The sequence below is a fragment of the Roseobacter cerasinus genome (genome assembly GCF_009811755.1).
In the GTDB taxonomy this organism is placed as follows: domain Bacteria; phylum Pseudomonadota; class Alphaproteobacteria; order Rhodobacterales; family Rhodobacteraceae; genus Roseobacter; species Roseobacter cerasinus.
The window spans coordinates 467,878-484,809 of sequence record NZ_BLIV01000001.1 but is presented as its reverse complement, the minus strand read 5'-3'; the positions used below and the strand labels follow the sequence as shown (position 1 = coordinate 484,809).

14 protein-coding genes are annotated in these 16,932 nt (G+C 61.4%); 10 read left to right on the top strand and 4 right to left on the bottom strand.

Annotated features, from left to right (window positions below):
• The first annotated feature begins 22 nt into the window (after positions 1 to 22).
• Positions 23 to 1,471 (top strand): TrkH family potassium uptake protein, encoded by a 1,449-nt coding sequence (locus So717_RS02455; protein ID WP_174238981.1) that lies wholly within the window; start codon positions 23 to 25, stop codon positions 1,469 to 1,471.
• A 161-nt stretch (positions 1,472 to 1,632) separates the two neighbouring features.
• On the opposite strand, the gene So717_RS02450 is transcribed toward So717_RS02455, so the two are convergent.
• Together So717_RS02450 and So717_RS02445 are read right to left on the bottom strand one after the other, a co-directional pair.
• Entirely contained in the window at positions 1,633 to 1,914 is a 282-nt protein-coding gene (locus tag So717_RS02450; RefSeq protein ID WP_159974604.1) for a hypothetical protein, read from the bottom strand.
• 134 nt (positions 1,915 to 2,048) lie between these two features.
• A complete protein-coding gene (locus So717_RS02445; RefSeq protein WP_159974603.1) occupies positions 2,049 to 3,827 on the bottom strand; it encodes a serine protease in 1,779 nt (592 codons plus the stop codon).
• Between the two features lie 172 nt (positions 3,828 to 3,999).
• On the opposite strand from So717_RS02445, the gene So717_RS02440 reads away from it, so the two are divergent.
• The 8 genes from So717_RS02440 to glmM all read left to right on the top strand — a co-directional run bounded on the left by So717_RS02440 (position 4,000) and on the right by glmM (position 14,637).
• Complete coding sequence (locus tag So717_RS02440) at positions 4,000 to 4,932, top strand: glycine--tRNA ligase subunit alpha (RefSeq protein ID WP_159974891.1); 933 nt, start codon at positions 4,000 to 4,002, stop codon at positions 4,930 to 4,932.
• On the top strand, positions 4,929 to 5,450 hold the full coding sequence (locus So717_RS02435; RefSeq protein ID WP_159974602.1) for a DUF6446 family protein: 522 nt from the start codon (positions 4,929 to 4,931) through the stop codon (positions 5,448 to 5,450). The genes So717_RS02440 and So717_RS02435 overlap by 4 nt, the downstream gene beginning before the upstream one ends.
• On the top strand, positions 5,450 to 7,861 hold the full coding sequence (glyS, locus tag So717_RS02430) for a glycine--tRNA ligase subunit beta (protein WP_159974601.1): 2,412 nt from the start codon (positions 5,450 to 5,452) through the stop codon (positions 7,859 to 7,861). Before So717_RS02435 ends, glyS begins: the two co-directional genes overlap by 1 nt.
• Before the next feature lie 54 nt (positions 7,862 to 7,915).
• Positions 7,916 to 10,474: a putative PEP-binding protein gene (locus So717_RS02425; RefSeq protein WP_159974600.1), complete on the top strand. Its 2,559-nt coding sequence runs from the start codon at positions 7,916 to 7,918 to the stop codon at positions 10,472 to 10,474.
• A gap of 175 nt (positions 10,475 to 10,649) precedes the next feature.
• The gene (locus So717_RS02420) at positions 10,650 to 11,267 is read left to right on the top strand and encodes a cell wall hydrolase (protein ID WP_438810634.1); all 618 of its coding nucleotides are present in this window, start codon (positions 10,650 to 10,652) and stop codon (positions 11,265 to 11,267) included.
• Positions 11,268 to 11,357: 90 nt separating this feature from the next.
• A complete protein-coding gene (locus So717_RS02415) occupies positions 11,358 to 12,281 on the top strand; it encodes a dihydroneopterin aldolase (protein WP_159974598.1) in 924 nt (307 codons plus the stop codon).
• A gap of 3 nt (positions 12,282 to 12,284) precedes the next feature.
• Positions 12,285 to 13,298, top strand: a complete 1,014-nt coding sequence (folP, locus tag So717_RS02410; RefSeq protein WP_159974597.1) for a dihydropteroate synthase — start codon at positions 12,285 to 12,287, stop codon at positions 13,296 to 13,298.
• Positions 13,291 to 14,637 carry a phosphoglucosamine mutase gene (gene glmM / locus So717_RS02405; protein WP_159974596.1) on the top strand — a complete coding sequence of 449 codons (1,347 nt, stop codon included), beginning with the start codon at positions 13,291 to 13,293 and terminating at the stop codon, positions 14,635 to 14,637. The genes folP and glmM overlap by 8 nt, the downstream gene beginning before the upstream one ends.
• A 3-nt stretch (positions 14,638 to 14,640) precedes the next feature.
• On the opposite strand, the gene So717_RS02400 is transcribed toward glmM, so the two are convergent.
• Positions 14,641 to 15,561, bottom strand: coding sequence for a DMT family transporter (locus tag So717_RS02400; protein WP_159974595.1), 921 nt, complete (start codon positions 15,559 to 15,561; stop codon positions 14,641 to 14,643).
• 78 nt (positions 15,562 to 15,639) lie between these two features.
• Between So717_RS02400 and So717_RS22020 the strand changes: the two genes are divergently transcribed.
• Positions 15,640 to 15,810, top strand: a complete 171-nt coding sequence (locus So717_RS22020) for a hypothetical protein (RefSeq protein ID WP_174238979.1) — start codon at positions 15,640 to 15,642, stop codon at positions 15,808 to 15,810.
• A 42-nt stretch (positions 15,811 to 15,852) separates the two neighbouring features.
• Here the strand turns inward: So717_RS22020 and ilvC are convergent, their stop codons facing one another.
• The gene (gene ilvC, locus So717_RS02395; RefSeq protein ID WP_159974594.1) at positions 15,853 to 16,875 is read right to left on the bottom strand and encodes a ketol-acid reductoisomerase; all 1,023 of its coding nucleotides are present in this window, start codon (positions 16,873 to 16,875) and stop codon (positions 15,853 to 15,855) included.
• Positions 16,876 to 16,932: the final 57 nt, after the last annotated feature.

Sequence of the window (16,932 nt, the reverse complement as noted above, 5' to 3'; positions counted from 1 at the left end):
GCGCGCAGCCAACCCTGCGCGCATGCCTGACTTTCGCCCCGTTGGATATGTGATCGGACTGCTGGTGGCCGTCTTGGGGGCGGCGATGCTGCTGCCGATGTTGGTGGACATCGCAGAAGGCCGCGGCCACTGGCCGGTCTTCATCCAGTCCGCCGTGATCACCATCCTGTCGGGTGGGTTGATATCGCTAGCCTGCGCCAATGGTGTGAAAGAAGGCCTCACGATCCAGCAAACCTTCCTGCTGACCACCGGCGTCTGGATTGCGCTGCCCCTGTTTGGGGCGTTGCCCTTTGTCTTTGGTGACACGGAGTCCCGCTTTGTCGATGCGTTTTTCGAGGCGATGTCCGGGTTGACCACCACCGGCTCGACCGTTCTGTCGGGTCTTGAAGAGCTGCCCAAGGGGCTTTTGCTGTGGCGCGGTATCTTGCAGTGGCTGGGCGGCATCGGGATCATCGTTGTGGCCATGGTGTTCCTGCCGGAGTTGCGCGTCGGCGGCATGCAGATCTTCAAATCCGAGTCCTTTGATACCATGGGCAAGATCTTGCCCCGGGCAGGGCAGATTGCGAGCCAGATTTCCAGCATCTATCTGGGGCTGACCATGGTCTGCGCGTTCAGCTATCTGGTTCTGGGGATGAACGCCTTTGACGCCACGGTGCATGCGCTGACCACCGTGTCCACGGGCGGGTTTGCCAACTACGATGCCTCTTTCGGAGCCTTCAAAGGCAATCTGGAGATTGCGGCCGCGGTTTTCATGGTCCTGTCGGCGCTGCCATTTGTTCGCTATGTTCAGCTGATCAATGGCCAGTCCGAACCGCTTTGGCGGGACAGTCAGATCCGCGTCTTTATGATCACCCTGCTGGTGATCGTGGCGATCATGTCCGTCGTGCTTTTTCAGCTCTTTCCGCAAGCCTGGGGCGTCTCGATGCGCGAGGCGCTCTTCAACGTGACCTCCATTATGACCGGCACCGGCTATGCCTCAGCCAACTATATGACCTGGGGGCCGCTGCTGATCTCGATGTTCTTTTTTATCGGGTTGATCGGCGGCTGTGCGGGGTCGACCACCTGTTCGATCAAGATTTTCCGGTATCAACTGCTCTTTGCCTCGATCAAGATGCAGCTGCGGCGGATCAGATCGCCCAATGGCGTCTTTGTCGTGCGCTACGACCGGCGCGCCGTGGGTGATGATGTGCTCAGCTCGGTCATCTCGTTTTTCATGTTCTTTGTGGTGACCTTGGGCCTGATGGCCGTTGCGCTCAGCCTGACGGGGCTAGATTTCATCACCTCGCTGTCGGGTGCGGCCACGGCCCTGTCGAACGTCGGCCCCGGATTGGGGGACGAGATCGGACCGGCGGGCAATTTCGCCGGGCTGAATGACACCGCAAAATGGTTGTTGTCTTTAGGGATGCTCTTGGGTCGTCTGGAGCTTTTGGCCGTCTACGCCATCTTCACTGTCAATTTCTGGAGAAACTGACAGGCTGCAACGGCGGGCCTTCAGACCTGATCGACTGGGCCTCACCTTGTCTCAAATCACACGGCGCCCGGACATAACGTTTGAGATCCCCTTTGTACGCGCCCCCCGGCGCGGGTCTGCCGGGCCAGCGGCTTCCATTGGGCGAACCGGCCGGCTGCGTTTTATTCGTAGTCGGAATAAGCGCGCTGGATCAGGCGGCGCTTGCAGCCTTCATGTGCGGTATTCACGATCAGATACCAGACCGTTTCGCCCGGGCGCCCTGCGCGGGAATACTGGCAGTGATCCGGTGTCGTCCACCATTGCCCGCGATAGTTCGCAGGTGGCAGCATTGGGGACGAATATTCGACCAGCGTCGCCTTCGCCGTGGTGGCCGGTGCGCCTTGGGCTGATGCGGGCAGCAAAAGAGCTGCCCCGAACGCCAAGGCGGTCAGGTGTTTAACCATGATACTCACTCCATCTTCGCATCCAGATGCGTGTGCCCCCACGCCTTGAAAGATGGCGGCGGGGTCTTAAGGCATCGCAAATGGACGCGCAGATGGGCGGATTTCTTTGCAGCGGATTTGAGAGGTATTTGCGGCTATTCCCAGCAGCTCACCAGAACAGTCATGCCAACCGCGCGCGTGGTGATATCCTCGGGTGCCAGAGCTGCGGTGTCATTGCCGCGGGACGCAGATATTCCCGCTCTTTCCAGAACCTGGGCAAGCGCAGGTGCCGCCAGGGCAAAGCGCACATCCTGCGGCAGTTGCCGTGCGCCCGCCTCGCGGGGCAGCAGCATGCCGTGCACATTGCCGCTGGCATCGAAGACCGGGCCACCGGCGTCGCCGGGCAGGCTTTTCAGGCTCAGGCGGCTGAGACCGGCCTCGCCCCCGAGACCGCGCAAGTCTGATAATGTGCCGAAGGTGATGCTGGGGGCGTCAAGAATGCCTTCGTAGGAGTATCCGGAGACCGCCACATCAGACTGCAGGCGCGGCGGGACCTGGCCAAATTGTGCAATCTGCTGCGGCGCCAGCGCAGTCTTTGGTGTCATCACGGCGACCCCCAGCTCGGTATCGAGGGTGGAGAGTCCCACCTCCACATCCTCATCCACGGTGATGCGCGTGCAGTTCTGCACAGCCTCCGCCGTGGTGATCAGCGTGCCACTGTTGTCGACGAAAAACCCCGAGCGCGACAGCCGCGGCGTGCGCACGCGCAGACCCGCGATCAGATCAACCTGCTGATCGGTCGCGTCACCTGCGGATGGGTCAAGCACCCCGGGCAACCGGGTAAAGCTCGCCTGCATTTCAGCGACGAGGCGCGTGCGGCGCTCCTCATCACCTGTGGGCCAGACGAGGGTAAAGCCTTTGATCTCCTCGCCCTCCACCCAGGCGCGTGTTTCGCTGACGATCTCCGCATTCTGGCCGACCAGGGTGAAGCGCGTGCGCTCGAGGCTGCGCGGCCCGTCGAGCGGTACGATCTCCAGAGTTTGCATGACCTGGTAGAGGCTGGCCAGCCTGTTCACATCCCCCCGCTGGCTGATCAGCAGCACTTGGGCCGTGTCGCCCTCTGATCCGGTGAAGCGGGCAAACGGCGGATCATAGCGGTCGAATGTGACGCGGGCTGTGGGCAGTTTGACTTCGATGCCGGTCTGCCTGTCCGACACGGTTTGCAGGCCCAACCCTTCAAGCACGGCGTTGTATTGGCCGAGCAGGGCCGCTCTCTGCAGCGTGGTCAGCACTCCCGTCGGCTCAAAGCCATTGGCCGTTTGCCAGGCGGACATAGAGCTGCGCGTGCCCCGTCCAAAAGCGCCGTCGATGGTGGCATTGTAAAAGCCCGCCCATTGCAGGGCGGTTTGCAGCGCGCGTCGCTGTTCCGCTGTCAGGGTCCGTTCGCTTTGGCGCGCCTGCGCCGGGGTCTCATCCGGAATGGTGCTTGGCGTGGCAGCGGGTGCTTCCGCCGTCTCCCGCACAACCGGCGTCGGGGTCTCCGCCGTTGTTTGCGGTGCGGGCTCTGGTTGTGCCACCGTAGCATTGCGTTGGAAGAGATCCGTTTCTGCCGGGAAGAACTGGCGCCCCAAAGCCGAACTGAAAGCGATGTAGCTGTCGCGCGGGATCAGCCCGTCAGCGCGGTAGATTTGCAACACCTGCTGTGCGTCTTCCGGCGTGTAGGGCCCAAGAAGGACGCCATACCATCCCCCGCCAAGCGCAAAACCATTCACATCGTCCAGCGTGCGGGCATAATCCTGCGCACGGTCCAACCCGTCCTGCAGGTTCGGTTGCGCCTCGATCTGAACCCAGACAACCTGGCTGGAGGATTGCGCCTGCACCACGCCACCGACACTGGCAAACACCGCCACACACACCGCAAGAAAACGGATCATTAGACTACCCACCCTCGACCTCAAAAATTTCGCGACACATAATCAGGAAATGGGCCGTTTGACCATAACACAATGGCCCAATTTATCCGTCGGGCGGCGATTGACGCCTCTCGCCCACACACGTAGGTAAGGCGCGCAAGATCAGCCCGAGGCCGCGTTTTCCATGTCCAAGATGACCGATGCTCCGAAGTCCTTTCAGGAGATCATCCTGAGGTTGCAGGCCTATTGGGCGGCCAAAGGTTGTGCCATCCTGCAGCCCTACGACATGGAGGTGGGGGCGGGCACGTTTCACCCCGCCACGACGCTGCGCTCGCTCGGCACGCAGGTCTGGGCCGCGGCCTATGTGCAGCCCTCGCGCCGCCCGACCGATGGGCGCTATGGCGAGAACCCCAACCGGCTGCAGCACTATTACCAATATCAAGTGCTAATCAAACCCAGCCCGCCGGATTTGCAGGAGCTCTACCTTGGCTCGCTGGAAGCGATTGGCGTCGACATGGCCTTGCACGACATCCGCTTTGTCGAGGATGACTGGGAAAGCCCCACACTGGGCGCCTGGGGGCTTGGCTGGGAGGTCTGGTGCGACGGTATGGAGGTCAGCCAGTTCACCTATTTCCAGCAGGTAGGGGGGCACGACTGTCACCCGGTTTCGGGCGAGCTGACCTATGGGTTGGAGCGTCTTGCCATGTACATCCTCGGCGTCGATCACGTGATGGACATGCCGTTCAACGACCCGCAAACGCCGATTGCTCTGTCCTACGGTGACGTCTTCAAGCAGACCGAAGAGGAATACGCCCGCTGGAACTTCGACACAGCGGATACGGATGTGCTGCTGCGGCAATTCGAGGAGGCCGAGACGCATTGCCGCGAGATCCTCGACGCGCCGCATGAAGACCCCAAAACCGGCAAGCGCATCGTGATGGCACACCCGGCCTATGACCAATGCATCAAGGCGAGCCATATGTTCAATTTGCTGGATGCGCGCGGCGTGATCTCCGTGACCGAGCGGCAGGCCTACATTGGGCGCGTCCGAACCCTCGCCAAGCTCTGCGCCGATGCTTTTGTGCAGACGACAGCGGGCGGCTGGCAACCGGACAGCGCCGCATGAAGGGCAAGATCGTGGGGATTGTGATCCTGAGCTCGGCGCTGATTGCGGGTGCCGTGCTGTACTACCTGCAAATCTACGGCTTCTATGAAGAGGTGAGCGCGGAGGTGTCCGAGGTTCGGCTTGTCTCGCTTGTCACGGATGAACCTGAACCGATCCGGGCAGAGGCGATTGAGGCGATCGATGCCGACAGCTCGCCCATCCGCTTCCGCGCCTGTTTCCAGACCTCCGCCAGCCTGCCGATGCTCACGGAAACCTATGTAGGGCTGGAGCGTGCGACGCCGCGCAATGCGCCGCCGTGGTTTGACTGTTTCGATGCTGACGCCATTGCCGCCGAGATGCGAGCGGGCACGGCGCTGTCTTTCTTGGGCGAAAAGAACGTGGCCTTTGGAGTCGACCGGATCGTGGTGATCACCGACGAGGGGCGCGGCTATATCTGGCACGAGCTGAACGATTGCGGCGAAAAAGCCTATGACGGAACGATTGTGGGCGAAGAATGCCCAAGACGGGATGACAGCTGATGCCTGACCTGCTGATTGAACTTTTCTCCGAGGAAATTCCCGCGCGCATGCAGCGCCGGGCCGGGGAAGACCTGAAAAAGCTGGTGACCGATGGGATGGTCGAGGCCGGGCTGACCTATGCCTCCGCCGGGGCCTTTTCGACGCCGCGTCGTCTGACCCTGACCGTTGAGGGCATGCTGGCGGCCAGCCCCGCGACGGTAGAGGAGCGTAAAGGCCCGCGTGCTGACGCGCCGGAAAAGGCCATCGAGGGGTTCCTGCGCAGTACGGGGTTGACCCGCGATCAGCTGGAAGAGCGCGAGACGCCGAAAGGCGCGATGCTCTTCGCGCGCATCGAAAAGGCGGGCCGCCCGGCGGCTGAGATCATCGGCGAGGTGTTGGAGAAAGCGATCCGCACTTTCCCCTGGCCCAAGTCCATGAGCTGGGGCGCGGGGTCCTTGCGCTGGGTGCGGCCACTGCACTCCATCCTCTGCATCCTGAGCGATGAGGCGGGCACGGAGGTTGTGCCGCTGGAGGTCGATGGGATTGCGTCCGGCGATACAACAGCGGGTCATCGCTTCATGGCGCCTGCGCCGTTTTCTGTTTTGAATTTCGACGACTACGCGGCGAAGCTGAAGCGCGCTTATGTGGTGCTCGACCCCGAAGAACGGGCCGAGGCGATTTGGCACGAGTCCACGAACATGGCCTTTGCCAGCGGTCTTGAGGTGGTCGAAGATAAAGGTCTTCTGGCCGAGGTCGCAGGGCTGGTAGAATGGCCCGTGGTGCTGATGGGCCGGATCGCTGATGATTTCCTCGAACTGCCGCCCGAGGTGCTGCAAACCTCGATGAAGGAGCACCAGAAGTTCTTCTCTGTGCGCAACCCCAAGACGGGGCGGATCGAGCGCTTCATCACCGTGGCCAACCGCGAGACGGTGGACAATGGCGCGACCATACTGGCGGGCAACGAGAAGGTGCTCTCAGCCCGGCTGGCGGATGCGAAGTTCTTCTGGGAGAACGATCTGCGCGTGGCCAAGGCGGGCATGCAGCCATGGCTGGAGCAGTTGAAAAACGTGACCTTCCACGCCAAGCTGGGCACGCAAGCCGAGCGCATCGACCGCATCGCAGCGTTGGCGCGCGAGCTGGCACCGGTCGTCGGTGCCGACGCCGACCAAGCCGAACGCGCCGCGCGGTTGGCCAAGGCAGATCTGAGTTCTGAGATGGTCTATGAGTTTCCAGAACTTCAAGGGCTTATGGGGCGGTATTACATCAGCGCTTTATGTGAGGATGCAGCCGTTGCAGCGGCGGCAGAAGAGCACTACTCGCCGCTGGGGCCGTCTGATGCAGTACCCACCGCGCCGGTGTCAGTGGTCGTCGCGCTTGCCGATAAGATTGATACGCTGACGTGCTTCTGGGCGATTGATGAAAAGCCGACCGGCAGCAAGGATCCGTTCGCGCTGCGGCGGGCCGCACTAGGAGCTATCCGGATTGTTCTTGAAAACAATCTGTCTATGCCGATGCTTCCAGTTTTTTTATCGACGTACTTGGATTTCTTAAGAAGTCAGTCGTTTGAAGCGCTCAATACGCTGAACAGCGCACGAAGTGGCCCCGAATACGCGGGTGCCTTGCCATCGGCCAAACAACTTTTGACACAAGATGCCCTGCTCAGCTTCACGAGTTCTCCAAGGGACACCAAAGCAGCCTTGGCCCGTGCAATTGAAGAAATGCAACAGGAGTCCAACTGGTCGGTAGCTGATGCGGCGCTTGACGGACTGTTTGCCTCAGAGCTTGCGCCGATTCACACTTTTGAATGGTTAATGGTATCGGAGCCTGAGGGCGGATATTCGGATGCGGATGACGAGGCTCGCAATGAAGAACGGCAAAAATTTGAGCCATTGCTGAGCCGCTTGGCGTTACATTTGTTGTCTTTCGTACACGACCGCCTCAAAGTGTACCTCCGCGACCAAGGCATTCGGCACGACATCATCGACGCCTGCATCGCGATGGAGGGCAATGACGATCTGACGCTGCTGGTTAAGCGCGCGCGGGCCTTGTCGGACGTGTTAAAAACCGAGGATGGGGAGAACCTCATTCAGGGGTTCAAGCGGGCCAACAATATTCTGACACAGGCGCAAGAGGCGGATGGGGTCGAGTATTCCTATGGCGCCGATGTGAAGTTTGCCGAGACGGATGAGGAGCGCGCGCTCTTCACTGCACTCGACCAAGCGGAGGCCAAGATCAAACCCGCAATGGAACAGCAGGATTTTGCCACAGCCATGGCCGCGCTGGCAGAGCTGCGGGCACCGATTGATGCGTTTTTCGAAGGAGTGAAGATCAACGCCGACAACGCCACCGTGCGGCGCAACCGACTGAACCTGCTCAGCCGGATCACCACGCTCTGCAGCTCCGTCGCGGATCTGCGCCGCATCGACCGGTAGACGGGGCCCAAAAGCGCGCGCGCACAAAGCCTTGTCAGCGGCGCGCTACGTCTTATGCTGCGTCCGAACCAAAAGGATGCCGCAGTGCAGAATAATCCGCATACCACTCTTGTAACGCCAACAGCGCCGATTGCGAACAACACGCACGGCGGGCGGGCGAAATGCCTGCAGCGGCTGGTGCGGCTGGATCTTCCGGTGCCGCGCACGGTGGCGTTGTCGTTTGATGCGGTGCAGAGGATCGCCAAGGGCGAGCTGCCGGATATCGCCGCCATTGTCTCGCAGTTTCCCGAAGGCACGCTGTTGTGCGTGAGACCCTCTTCCGAAGATCCTGACTGGGGTGGCCCGGGCGCTGTGCTCAATATCGGTATGAATGAGGCGCGGCTTGCTGCGCTGGCCGACCGCCTTGGCACAGAGGCGGCGCGGGCGATCTACACCCGCTTTGTGCAGAACTACGCGGTGGATGTGGCGCGGCTCGACCCGGATGTGTTTGAGCCGGTGGAGGGACCGGAGGGTCTGTCGGAGGCGCTGCGCGCCTATGAAGCGGAGCTGGAGGAGCCTTTCCCGGCTGATCCGGCAGAGCAACTTGCTGCTGTGCTAAAATCCATGGCGCGGGCCTGGGATGGCACCTCGGCCCGGCTCTTGCGTCAGGCCAAGGGCGCGCCTGCGGATGCGGGGCTGGGGCTGGTGGTGCAGGAAATGGCGCTTGGTCTGGGGGGCGGCAACTCCGGGTCCGGCGTCTTGCAGCTGGTCAACAGCGAGACCGGTCTGCCGCAGATCACCGGTCGGTACTTGAGCCAGAGCCAGGGGCGCGATGCGCTGGAGGGTGACGCGGCCCTCTATCTCAGCCGAGACCCGCGGGGCCCGTCGCTTGAAGATCTCGCGCCTGAGGCCTTTGCCGCGCTGAAAGCTGACGCCGCGCTGATGCGTGTGAAGCTGCGCGAGGAGATGCAGGTCGAATTTGTCATCGAAAACGGCCAGCTTTTCATTCTGGACGGCGTGCGGGTTCTACGCTCCAGTCAGGCGGCGGTGCGCATCGCGGTGCAGTTGGCCGACGACCAGATCATCAGTCGGGCGGAGGCGTTGATGCGCATTCAGCCGCGCACGCTGTCTGAACTCTTGCACCGTCAGGTCAGTCCGAAGGCCAAGCGTGACGTGATTGGGCAGGGGATCGCGGCCAGCCCTGGTGCGGCCACCGGCCAGATCGTCTTTACTGCTACTGAAGCCCAGGCCAGTGCCGCGCGCGGCGAGCCTTGCATCCTCGTGCGGCGGGAAACCTCACCGGAAGACATTCGCGGCATGCATGCGGCCCAGGCTGTTCTGACGGAACGGGGCGGGATTACCAGCCACGCCGCTGTGATCGGGCGGGGTATCGGGCTGCCCTGCGTGGTGGGGGCGTCGAACATGCGCTTCAACCGGAGCAAAAAGCAGTTGGTCACGCGCGATGGCCGGGTCTTTGCCGCAGGCGAGATCATCACCGTAGATGGCTCCAGCGGGCAGGTGTTGGCGGGCGCTCCCGAAATGCAGGAGGCGGCGCTGGACGAGAGCTTTCAGAAGCTGATGGATTGGGCGTCGGAGCATTGCGATATTGGCATCCGCGCCAACGCCGATACACCAACCGATGCGCAGACGGCGCGGAACTTTGATGCGCAGGGCATCGGGCTGTGTCGGACGGAGCATATGTTCTTTGAGCCGGGCCGCTTGACCGTGATGCGCGAGATGATCTTTGCCGAAACCTCGGAAGACCGGCGGGCGGTGCTGGAACGGCTGCTGCCAATGCAGCGCGAGGATTTCACGCAGCTGTTCCGGATCATGGAGGGTAAGCCCGTCTGCATCCGCCTCTTCGACCCGCCGCTGCATGAGTTCCTGCCAACCGACCGGGCGGGGCAGCGAGAATTGGCCGAGGCGCTGGATCTGCCGCTGTCTGATGTGACGCGGCGGATTGAGGCGATGTCAGAATACAATCCCATGCTTGGACTTCGCGGCGTTCGATTGGGGGTGACGGTGCCCGAAATCTACGAGATGCAGGCACGCGCAATCTTTGAGGCAACCGTCGCGGTCAGTGCCGAGGGGCTCGCCATTGTACCAGAGATCATGATCCCCCTGGTGTCGGCGCGCCGGGAAGTGGAACTGGTGAAGACCTTCATCGACGCCGTCGCTGCCGCTGTGCGCATGGAGCACGATCATAACTTCGACTACCGCCTTGGGGTCATGGTGGAGACACCGCGCGCCGCTCTGCGCACAGCCGAGATTGCACCCTACTGCGCGTTCCTGAGCTTCGGCACAAACGATCTGACGCAGATGGCTTACGGGTTGTCGCGCGATGATGCCGGGCGGTTTATGTCAGCCTATGTGCAGCAGGGTGTCTTCCCCGAGGATCCGTTTCATGTGCTCGACACGGACGGCGTGGGCGAGCTTCTGCAACTCGGAGCCCAGAGAGGCAGGGAGGCGCAACCGGGCGTTACACTGTCCATCTGCGGAGAGCATGGCGGCAACCCCGAATCGATTTCTTTCTGCCGAGAGGCCGCGTTTGACTATGTCTCTTGCTCGCCCTTCCGTGTTCCGGTGGCGCGACTAGCTGCCGCACAACTTGCCATAGAAGACAAGATATTGTAGTTCACTTGATAAAAAAATCTATATGATGTGGTTTCTAGGATCGCGTGTTGAGCGGGACACTGCCGACGTTAACCATGTTTACCATCGTAAACTTTACGTCAACTTTTAGACTCGGTAGAGCAACCTTCGTTGAAAAGCCGTTGGGGGACGCGCTGTGCGTAGGATCTGCAAAGCGATTATTTCGTTGTCATTGGGGTTATCTGTTGGTTTTTTTGTGGCCGATACAGGCTTGGCGCGCCAAGCCGAGGAAACGGGTCAGAAGGCTGAAACCGATCTGCAGTCTGTAACTGTGCGCCGCATGCAAGAAACCAAGCTTGATACAAAAACGGCCTCGCCAATCGAGTTTTCGAAGAGTTGGCTTGATGCACAGCCCAAGGCGACAGGCGGAGATGAGCTGCAATGCTTGGCTGAAGCGCTGTACTTCGAAGCGCGGGGCGAAACCGTGAAAGGCCAATTTGCGGTGGCGGAAGTGATCCTGAACCGGGTGAAATCCGAGCGCTTTCCGGGCTCTGCCTGTGGTGTGATCAATCAGGGGACGGGTAAGAAGTATCAATGCCAGTTCACCTACACCTGCGACGGCTATAAAGAAGTGATCAACGAGCCACGGGCGTTTGAACGTGTCTCGAAAGTGGCCCGCGCCGCGCTGGATGGCGCCGCACCGGAACTGACCGAGGGCGCAACACACTACCACACCACCGCCGTGAATCCGAAGTGGAGCCGCGTCTATACCAAGACCACATCCATAGGGGAGCACATATTCTACCGTCACACATGGCGGACAGCGAGCAATTGATTTCGGGTCTTGGCGCGCCGTCCTGACTGCTGGTAAACGGCGATCGTCCCTGCGTGTGGCAATTGCCCATGGTTGCGAAAGGCCCGGCCCATGACCTGCGAAATCAGACTTGCGTTTGCTCACCCCTCCGAACGGTCGGAGGCCACGGCCAAAAGCGACCCGCTGGACCGGATTTCGGTACGCAACTACGTTCTTGAGACCGAGATCGGGGCGTTTCAGGCAGAGCGCGGTGTCACTCAACGGGTCTGCTTCAATGTGGTGGTCGAGGTCCAGCCTCTGACCGGACCAATCGATGACGACGTGGACCGTATCCTCAGCTATGACAAAGTCACTGATGCCATTGCGTTCGAGCTTGCGGACGAACGGCTGAACCTGCTTGAGACACTGGCCGAACGCGTGGCCGAGCGGATTCTGCTGGAACCTCAGGCGATGCGCGCCTTCGTGCGCATTGAAAAACTGGATCGTGGCACGGGTGCTCTCGGGGTCGAGATTGTGCGTGCGCGCGAAGATACGCTGGTGACCCGCCCTGAGGAAGAGCCCGCGCCGCAGCCGGAACTGATCTATCTGAGCAATGCGGCGATTGCCTCGCCCCATCTGAAAGGCTGGATCGATCAGCTCGAAGCCGCAGGCAAACCGCTGATTTTCTGCGTCGGCGCCCCTGACACACCCGCCCCGCAAACCGGTCACAGGATGGCGCAGCGACGCATTGATCTGCTGGCGATTGAGCAGAACGCCTGGGTTTTGGCCTCCAAGGACGACCGATGCGTTGTGGTCAGCACCCGGACGGAGCTGGATTGGGCGATGCGAAACGGGCAAAGCTGCGTCTGGGCCCCCTCAAAGATCGTGCTGGATGCGGTCGATGGCCCTTCAGCTCAGCCACGGGATGCTGTGGCTCTCGCCGCCTGGTTTGCAGCGACCTTCGAGGCGCTTGAAATGGTAGTGATCGGCGCGGCGCTGCCCATGCAGGCCTCGGTGCCTCTGCGGTCGATCCCGGTAGATGCCGTGACGCTCTGATCCATGACGGACTACATCCGCCCGCTTGTTCAGGTCGATATCGCACGCCCGGATCATGCACTGCCGCTGGCAGGGGGTTGGGGCTGGTTCACGCATGTGGAAATTCTATCCCGCGCCGCTGCGCCCAGGGTTGTGCCTGCTGAGGCTGTCGAGGCTGACCGGCTTCCGCCATTGACGCGCGCTCGCGCACCAATCGCGGGGCTTTCGATGGAAAGCCCGCAGATCATGGGCATCCTCAACGTTACGCCGGACAGCTTTTCTGATGGCGGTAGGTATGGGTCCGCAGAGGCTGCGCGCGATGCGGCCTTGGCCATGCAGGGCGCAGACATCATCGACATCGGCGGCGAATCGACCCGTCCAGGGGCTGAGACAGTCTCCGATGCGGAGGAGATCGCGCGCACGGCACCTGTGATCCGCGCATTGAAAGAGGCCGGGTTGACGCAGCCGATGTCCATCGACACCCGCAAATCTGCTGTGGCTGCGGAGGCTTTGACCGCCGGGGCGGTGCTGGTCAATGACGTGTCGGGCTTCACCTATGACGCGGATCTGGCCCCGCTTTGTGCCAAGGCGAAGGCACCGGTCTGCGTCATGCACAGTCAGGGTGACCCGGCCACCATGCAGCGGGATCCACGCTACGCTGATGTTGTGCTGGACGTCTATGATGCCTTGCAGCAGCGGATCGAGGTGCTGGTGGGGCTGGGGATTCCGAAGACGCGCATCATCGCCGACCCCGGCATCGGCTTTGGCAAAACGCTGGAGCACAATCTGGCCTTGCTCGCGCGGCTGTCTGTGTTCCACGGGTTGGGCGTGCCGATCCTTCTGGGCGCGTCCCGCAAGCGGTTTGTTGGCACGATCAGCGGGGTTGAAGAGGCGCATGCGCGCATGCCTGGCTCAGTTGCGGTGGCGCTCGCGGCGTTGAAACATGGGACACAAATTGTGCGCGTGCATGATGTGCCGGAAACCGCTCAGGCCATTGCGTTGTGGCGGGCGAGCGTGGCAGGTAGGGCAAATGGATAAGCTATTTGGTACCGATGGCGTGCGTGGCACCGCCAATATTCACCCGATGACCGCTGAGATGGCGCTGCGTATCGGCGCCGCCGTGGGGCGTTACTTCAGCCGCGATGGCTCCAGCGCGCACCGCGTTGTGATCGGCAAGGACACGCGGCTGTCCGGCTATATGTTCGAAAACGCCCTGACCGCCGGGCTGACCTCGACCGGCATGAATGTGCTGCTGCTGGGGCCGGTCCCGACACCCGCCGTGGGGCTGCTGACCCGGTCGATGCGGGCGGATCTTGGCGTGATGATTTCGGCCAGCCACAACCCGGCCGTCGACAATGGTATCAAATTCTTCGGCCCGGATGGCTTCAAGCTGTCGGACCAGATGGAAGGCGAGATTGAGGCGCTGATTGCCGCTGGTGTCGCGCCCGCAGGGGCAAGCGATATTGGCCGTGCCAAGCGGATTGACGATGGGCGGTTTCGCTATATCGAACGCGTGAAATCTTCCTTTCCCCGACAGCAGTTACTGGACGGTCTTAAAGTGGTTGTTGACTGTGCCAATGGGGCCGCGCACCGCGTCGCACCCGAGGCGCTGTGGGAGCTTGGTGCGGATGTGATCCCGGTGGGCGTGTCGCCTGACGGGCACAATATCAACGACGGCTGCGGCTCGACCCACCCCCAGATGGCGGCAGAAACCGTCTTGGCCCATGGCGCCGATGTGGGTATCTGCCTTGATGGCGATGCGGACAGGGTGATCCTGCTTGATGAAACCGGCAAGGTGGGGGATGGTGATCAGTTCATGGCGCTGATGGCGGCCCGTTGGGCCTCTGAGGGGCGGTTGTCGAACAATGCGCTGGTGGCGACCGTCATGTCCAATCTGGGATTGGAACATTTCCTCGACAGCAAGGGCTTACGGCTGGAGCGCACCGCTGTTGGCGACCGCTATGTGGTGGAGCGGATGCGTGCGGGTGGCTTCAACCTCGGCGGCGAGCAATCCGGGCATATCGTCATGTCCGATTACGCCACAACAGGTGATGGTCTGATGGCTGGCTTGCAGTTTCTGGCCGAGATGATGCGCTCCGGCCAACCTGCGAGCACACTTTTGAATAATTTTGAACCAGTGCCGCAATTGCTCAAGAATGTGCGCTTTTCTGTGGGGCAAGCTCCGCTAGATGTTGAGAATGTGAAAGCGGCGATTGCTCAGGCAGAGGCGGATCTGGCCGGGCGCGGGCGTTTGTTGATCCGCAAGTCGGGGACCGAGCCCTTGGTCCGGGTCATGGCGGAGCATGAGGATGCTGCGTTGATGGAGAGGGCGGTGGACAGTGTGGTCGACGCGGTCGCGGACGCCGTCTCACGCTAGACGTCAGCCGCGGGCGAAAAGCCGTTTCAGTGCGCCATACTGGCTGAGGCCCACGCCCGCGAGGATCAATACCATCGCCCAGAGCAGCGAGGGCGGGAGCGGCTCGCCGAGCAACAACGCCCCCAGAACGACCGACCAGACCGGCACCTGATAATTTGTCAGAGACATGAAGACCGGCCCGGCGCTGCGCACAACGAGCACGCGCAGGAGGTTCGCCGCCGCCGTTGGAATGAGGCCAAGGGCCATCACAACAAGGATCGTGGTGGTGTCCGGCAGCGGCGGCCAGCCTTCAACGATGACGGCCATCGGCAGCACAAGCGCGGCCCCGATCAGCAGCAAGACTGTGGAGAGACCGATGGGGTCCACCGGTGGCAGCCGCCGCATTAGAATAGACGAGAGGGCATAGCAGCTGGCCGCACCAAGGCAGGCGGCGCGCCCTGCGGGTTCCATTGATGTACCGGTCGTCTCGAAGGCCTGCGCGCCGATCAGCACGCAGACGCCCGCAAACCCGATGACAAAGCCCACACCCTTGCGCAGGGTCAACGGCTCGCCGGGCACCAGGAAATGCGCAAGCGGCAAAACGATCAGCGCAACTGCAGCCATGGAAACACCGGCAAAACCTGAGATCACGAATTGCTGTCCCCAGGCCAGCAGCATGAAGGGCACCGCCGAGCTGAGCGCGCCGATCACGGTCGCGGCTGTCCAATCGGCGCGGGTTGGTCTGGTTTCAAACAGCCGGAAGCCGATCATCGTCCAAATAGCCGCCATCAGCGCCGCTGCAAAGGTGATCCGCCCTGCGGCCAGCCAGAATGGCGTGAGCCCCCGCAGTGCAATCTCGGTCACGAGAAAGGTACCGCCCCAAGTGAAGCCAAGCAGGCTCACCATAACCCAACTGCGGGCGGTGATCGTCGGTTGGTCTGTCATGTGGCGTTTTGCCTTTGACCTTGCGCGGAACCTCTGTGACCCGAGGCAGTTGATCTGGCAGACACAAAGGAGAGCGACATGGATTTTACTTACTTAATTGTCATTCTGGCGCTGATCACGATGTTGGCCGTGATTGTTTTTGCCCTGGTCAGCAAGGCAAAGGTCGAGCAGCGCATGGATGATCCCGACAGCACCAAATCCACGCTGGCGTCAGACAAGCGGTCTGACGGCCAGCCGGCTGACGTGTGACGCAAGTGAAAGGGCCCGGCGCTGATCGCCGGGCCATCTGATTTAGTTTTTGGCTTTGTCGACCATTTTACCAGCTGAGATCCAGGGCATCATGCCGCGCAGGGTCTCGCCCGTGGCTTCGATCTGGTGCTCGTCGTTGATGCGGCGGGTGCCTTTGAAGAAGGGTTGGCCAACCGCGTTTTCCTGCATGAAGTCACGCACGAATTTGCCGGTCTGGATGTCGGTCAGGATGGCTTTCATCCGCGCCTTGGTCTCGTCGTAGGGGAGCACGCGCGGGCCGGAGACATATTCACCGTATTCCGCCGTGTTTGAGATGGAGTAGTTCATGTTGGCGATGCCGCCTTCGTAGATCAGGTCGACGATCAGCTTCACCTCGTGCAGACACTCGAAATAGGCCATCTCGGGCGCATAGCCCGCCTCGACCAGTGTCTCGAAACCCATGCGGATCAGTTCCACGAGACCACCGCAGAGCACGGCCTGTTCGCCGAAGAGGTCGGTTTCGCATTCCTCGCGGAAGTTGGTCTCGATGATACCGGAACGCCCACCGCCGATGGCGGAGCAGTAGCTGAGGCCGATCTCCAGCGCCTTGCCGGAGGCGTCGTTGTGCACGGCCACCAGGCAGGGCACGCCGCCGCCTTTGGTGTATTCGCCGCGCACCGTGTGGCCGGGACCTTTGGGGGCCATCATGATCACATCGATGGTGTCCTTCGGCTCGATCAGCCCAAAGTGCACGTTCAGACCGTGTGCAAAGGCGATCGCAGCACCGTCGCGGATGTTGTCCTTCACGTATTTCTTATATGTCTCTGCCTGAAGCTCATCGGGCATGGTGAACATGATCAGATCGGCCCAGGCGGCGGCTTCGGCGATGCCCATGACCTGCAGGCCTTCGCCTTCGGCTTTAGCCTTCGATGGCGAGCCGTCGCGCAGGGCGACAACCACGTTCTTTGCGCCGGAATCGCGCAGGTTCAGCGCATGGGCGTGGCCCTGGCTGCCGTAGCCCAGGATGGCCACTTTCATGTCTTTGATCAGATTCACATCGCAGTCGCGATCATAGTAGACGCGCATTTGGGGATCCCCTCGTTGATTTTGTCTGTGGCGCACTGTACTGGGCGCTTTGCGGGA

What these genes read in the sequence shown, in the direction of transcription:
- So717_RS02450 (WP_159974604.1), bottom strand. Translation starts at nt 1,914, where the DNA reads ATGGTTAAACACCTGACCGCCTTGGCGTTCGGGGCAGCTCTTTTGCTG.
- So717_RS02435 (WP_159974602.1), top strand. Translation starts at nt 4,929, where the DNA reads ATGAAGGGCAAGATCGTGGGGATTGTGATCCTGAGCTCGGCGCTGATT.
- So717_RS02440 (WP_159974891.1), top strand. Translation starts at nt 4,000, where the DNA reads ATGACCGATGCTCCGAAGTCCTTTCAGGAGATCATCCTGAGGTTGCAG.
- ilvC (WP_159974594.1), bottom strand. Translation starts at nt 16,875, where the DNA reads ATGCGCGTCTACTATGATCGCGACTGCGATGTGAATCTGATCAAAGAC.
- glmM (WP_159974596.1), top strand. Translation starts at nt 13,291, where the DNA reads ATGGATAAGCTATTTGGTACCGATGGCGTGCGTGGCACCGCCAATATT.
- So717_RS02425 (WP_159974600.1), top strand. Translation starts at nt 7,916, where the DNA reads ATGCTGCGTCCGAACCAAAAGGATGCCGCAGTGCAGAATAATCCGCAT.
- folP (WP_159974597.1), top strand. Translation starts at nt 12,285, where the DNA reads ATGACGGACTACATCCGCCCGCTTGTTCAGGTCGATATCGCACGCCCG.
- So717_RS22020 (WP_174238979.1), top strand. Translation starts at nt 15,640, where the DNA reads ATGGATTTTACTTACTTAATTGTCATTCTGGCGCTGATCACGATGTTG.
- So717_RS02455 (WP_174238981.1), top strand. Translation starts at nt 23, where the DNA reads ATGCCTGACTTTCGCCCCGTTGGATATGTGATCGGACTGCTGGTGGCC.
- So717_RS02415 (WP_159974598.1), top strand. Translation starts at nt 11,358, where the DNA reads ATGACCTGCGAAATCAGACTTGCGTTTGCTCACCCCTCCGAACGGTCG.
- glyS (WP_159974601.1), top strand. Translation starts at nt 5,450, where the DNA reads ATGCCTGACCTGCTGATTGAACTTTTCTCCGAGGAAATTCCCGCGCGC.
- So717_RS02445 (WP_159974603.1), bottom strand. Translation starts at nt 3,827, where the DNA reads ATGATCCGTTTTCTTGCGGTGTGTGTGGCGGTGTTTGCCAGTGTCGGT.
- So717_RS02400 (WP_159974595.1), bottom strand. Translation starts at nt 15,561, where the DNA reads ATGACAGACCAACCGACGATCACCGCCCGCAGTTGGGTTATGGTGAGC.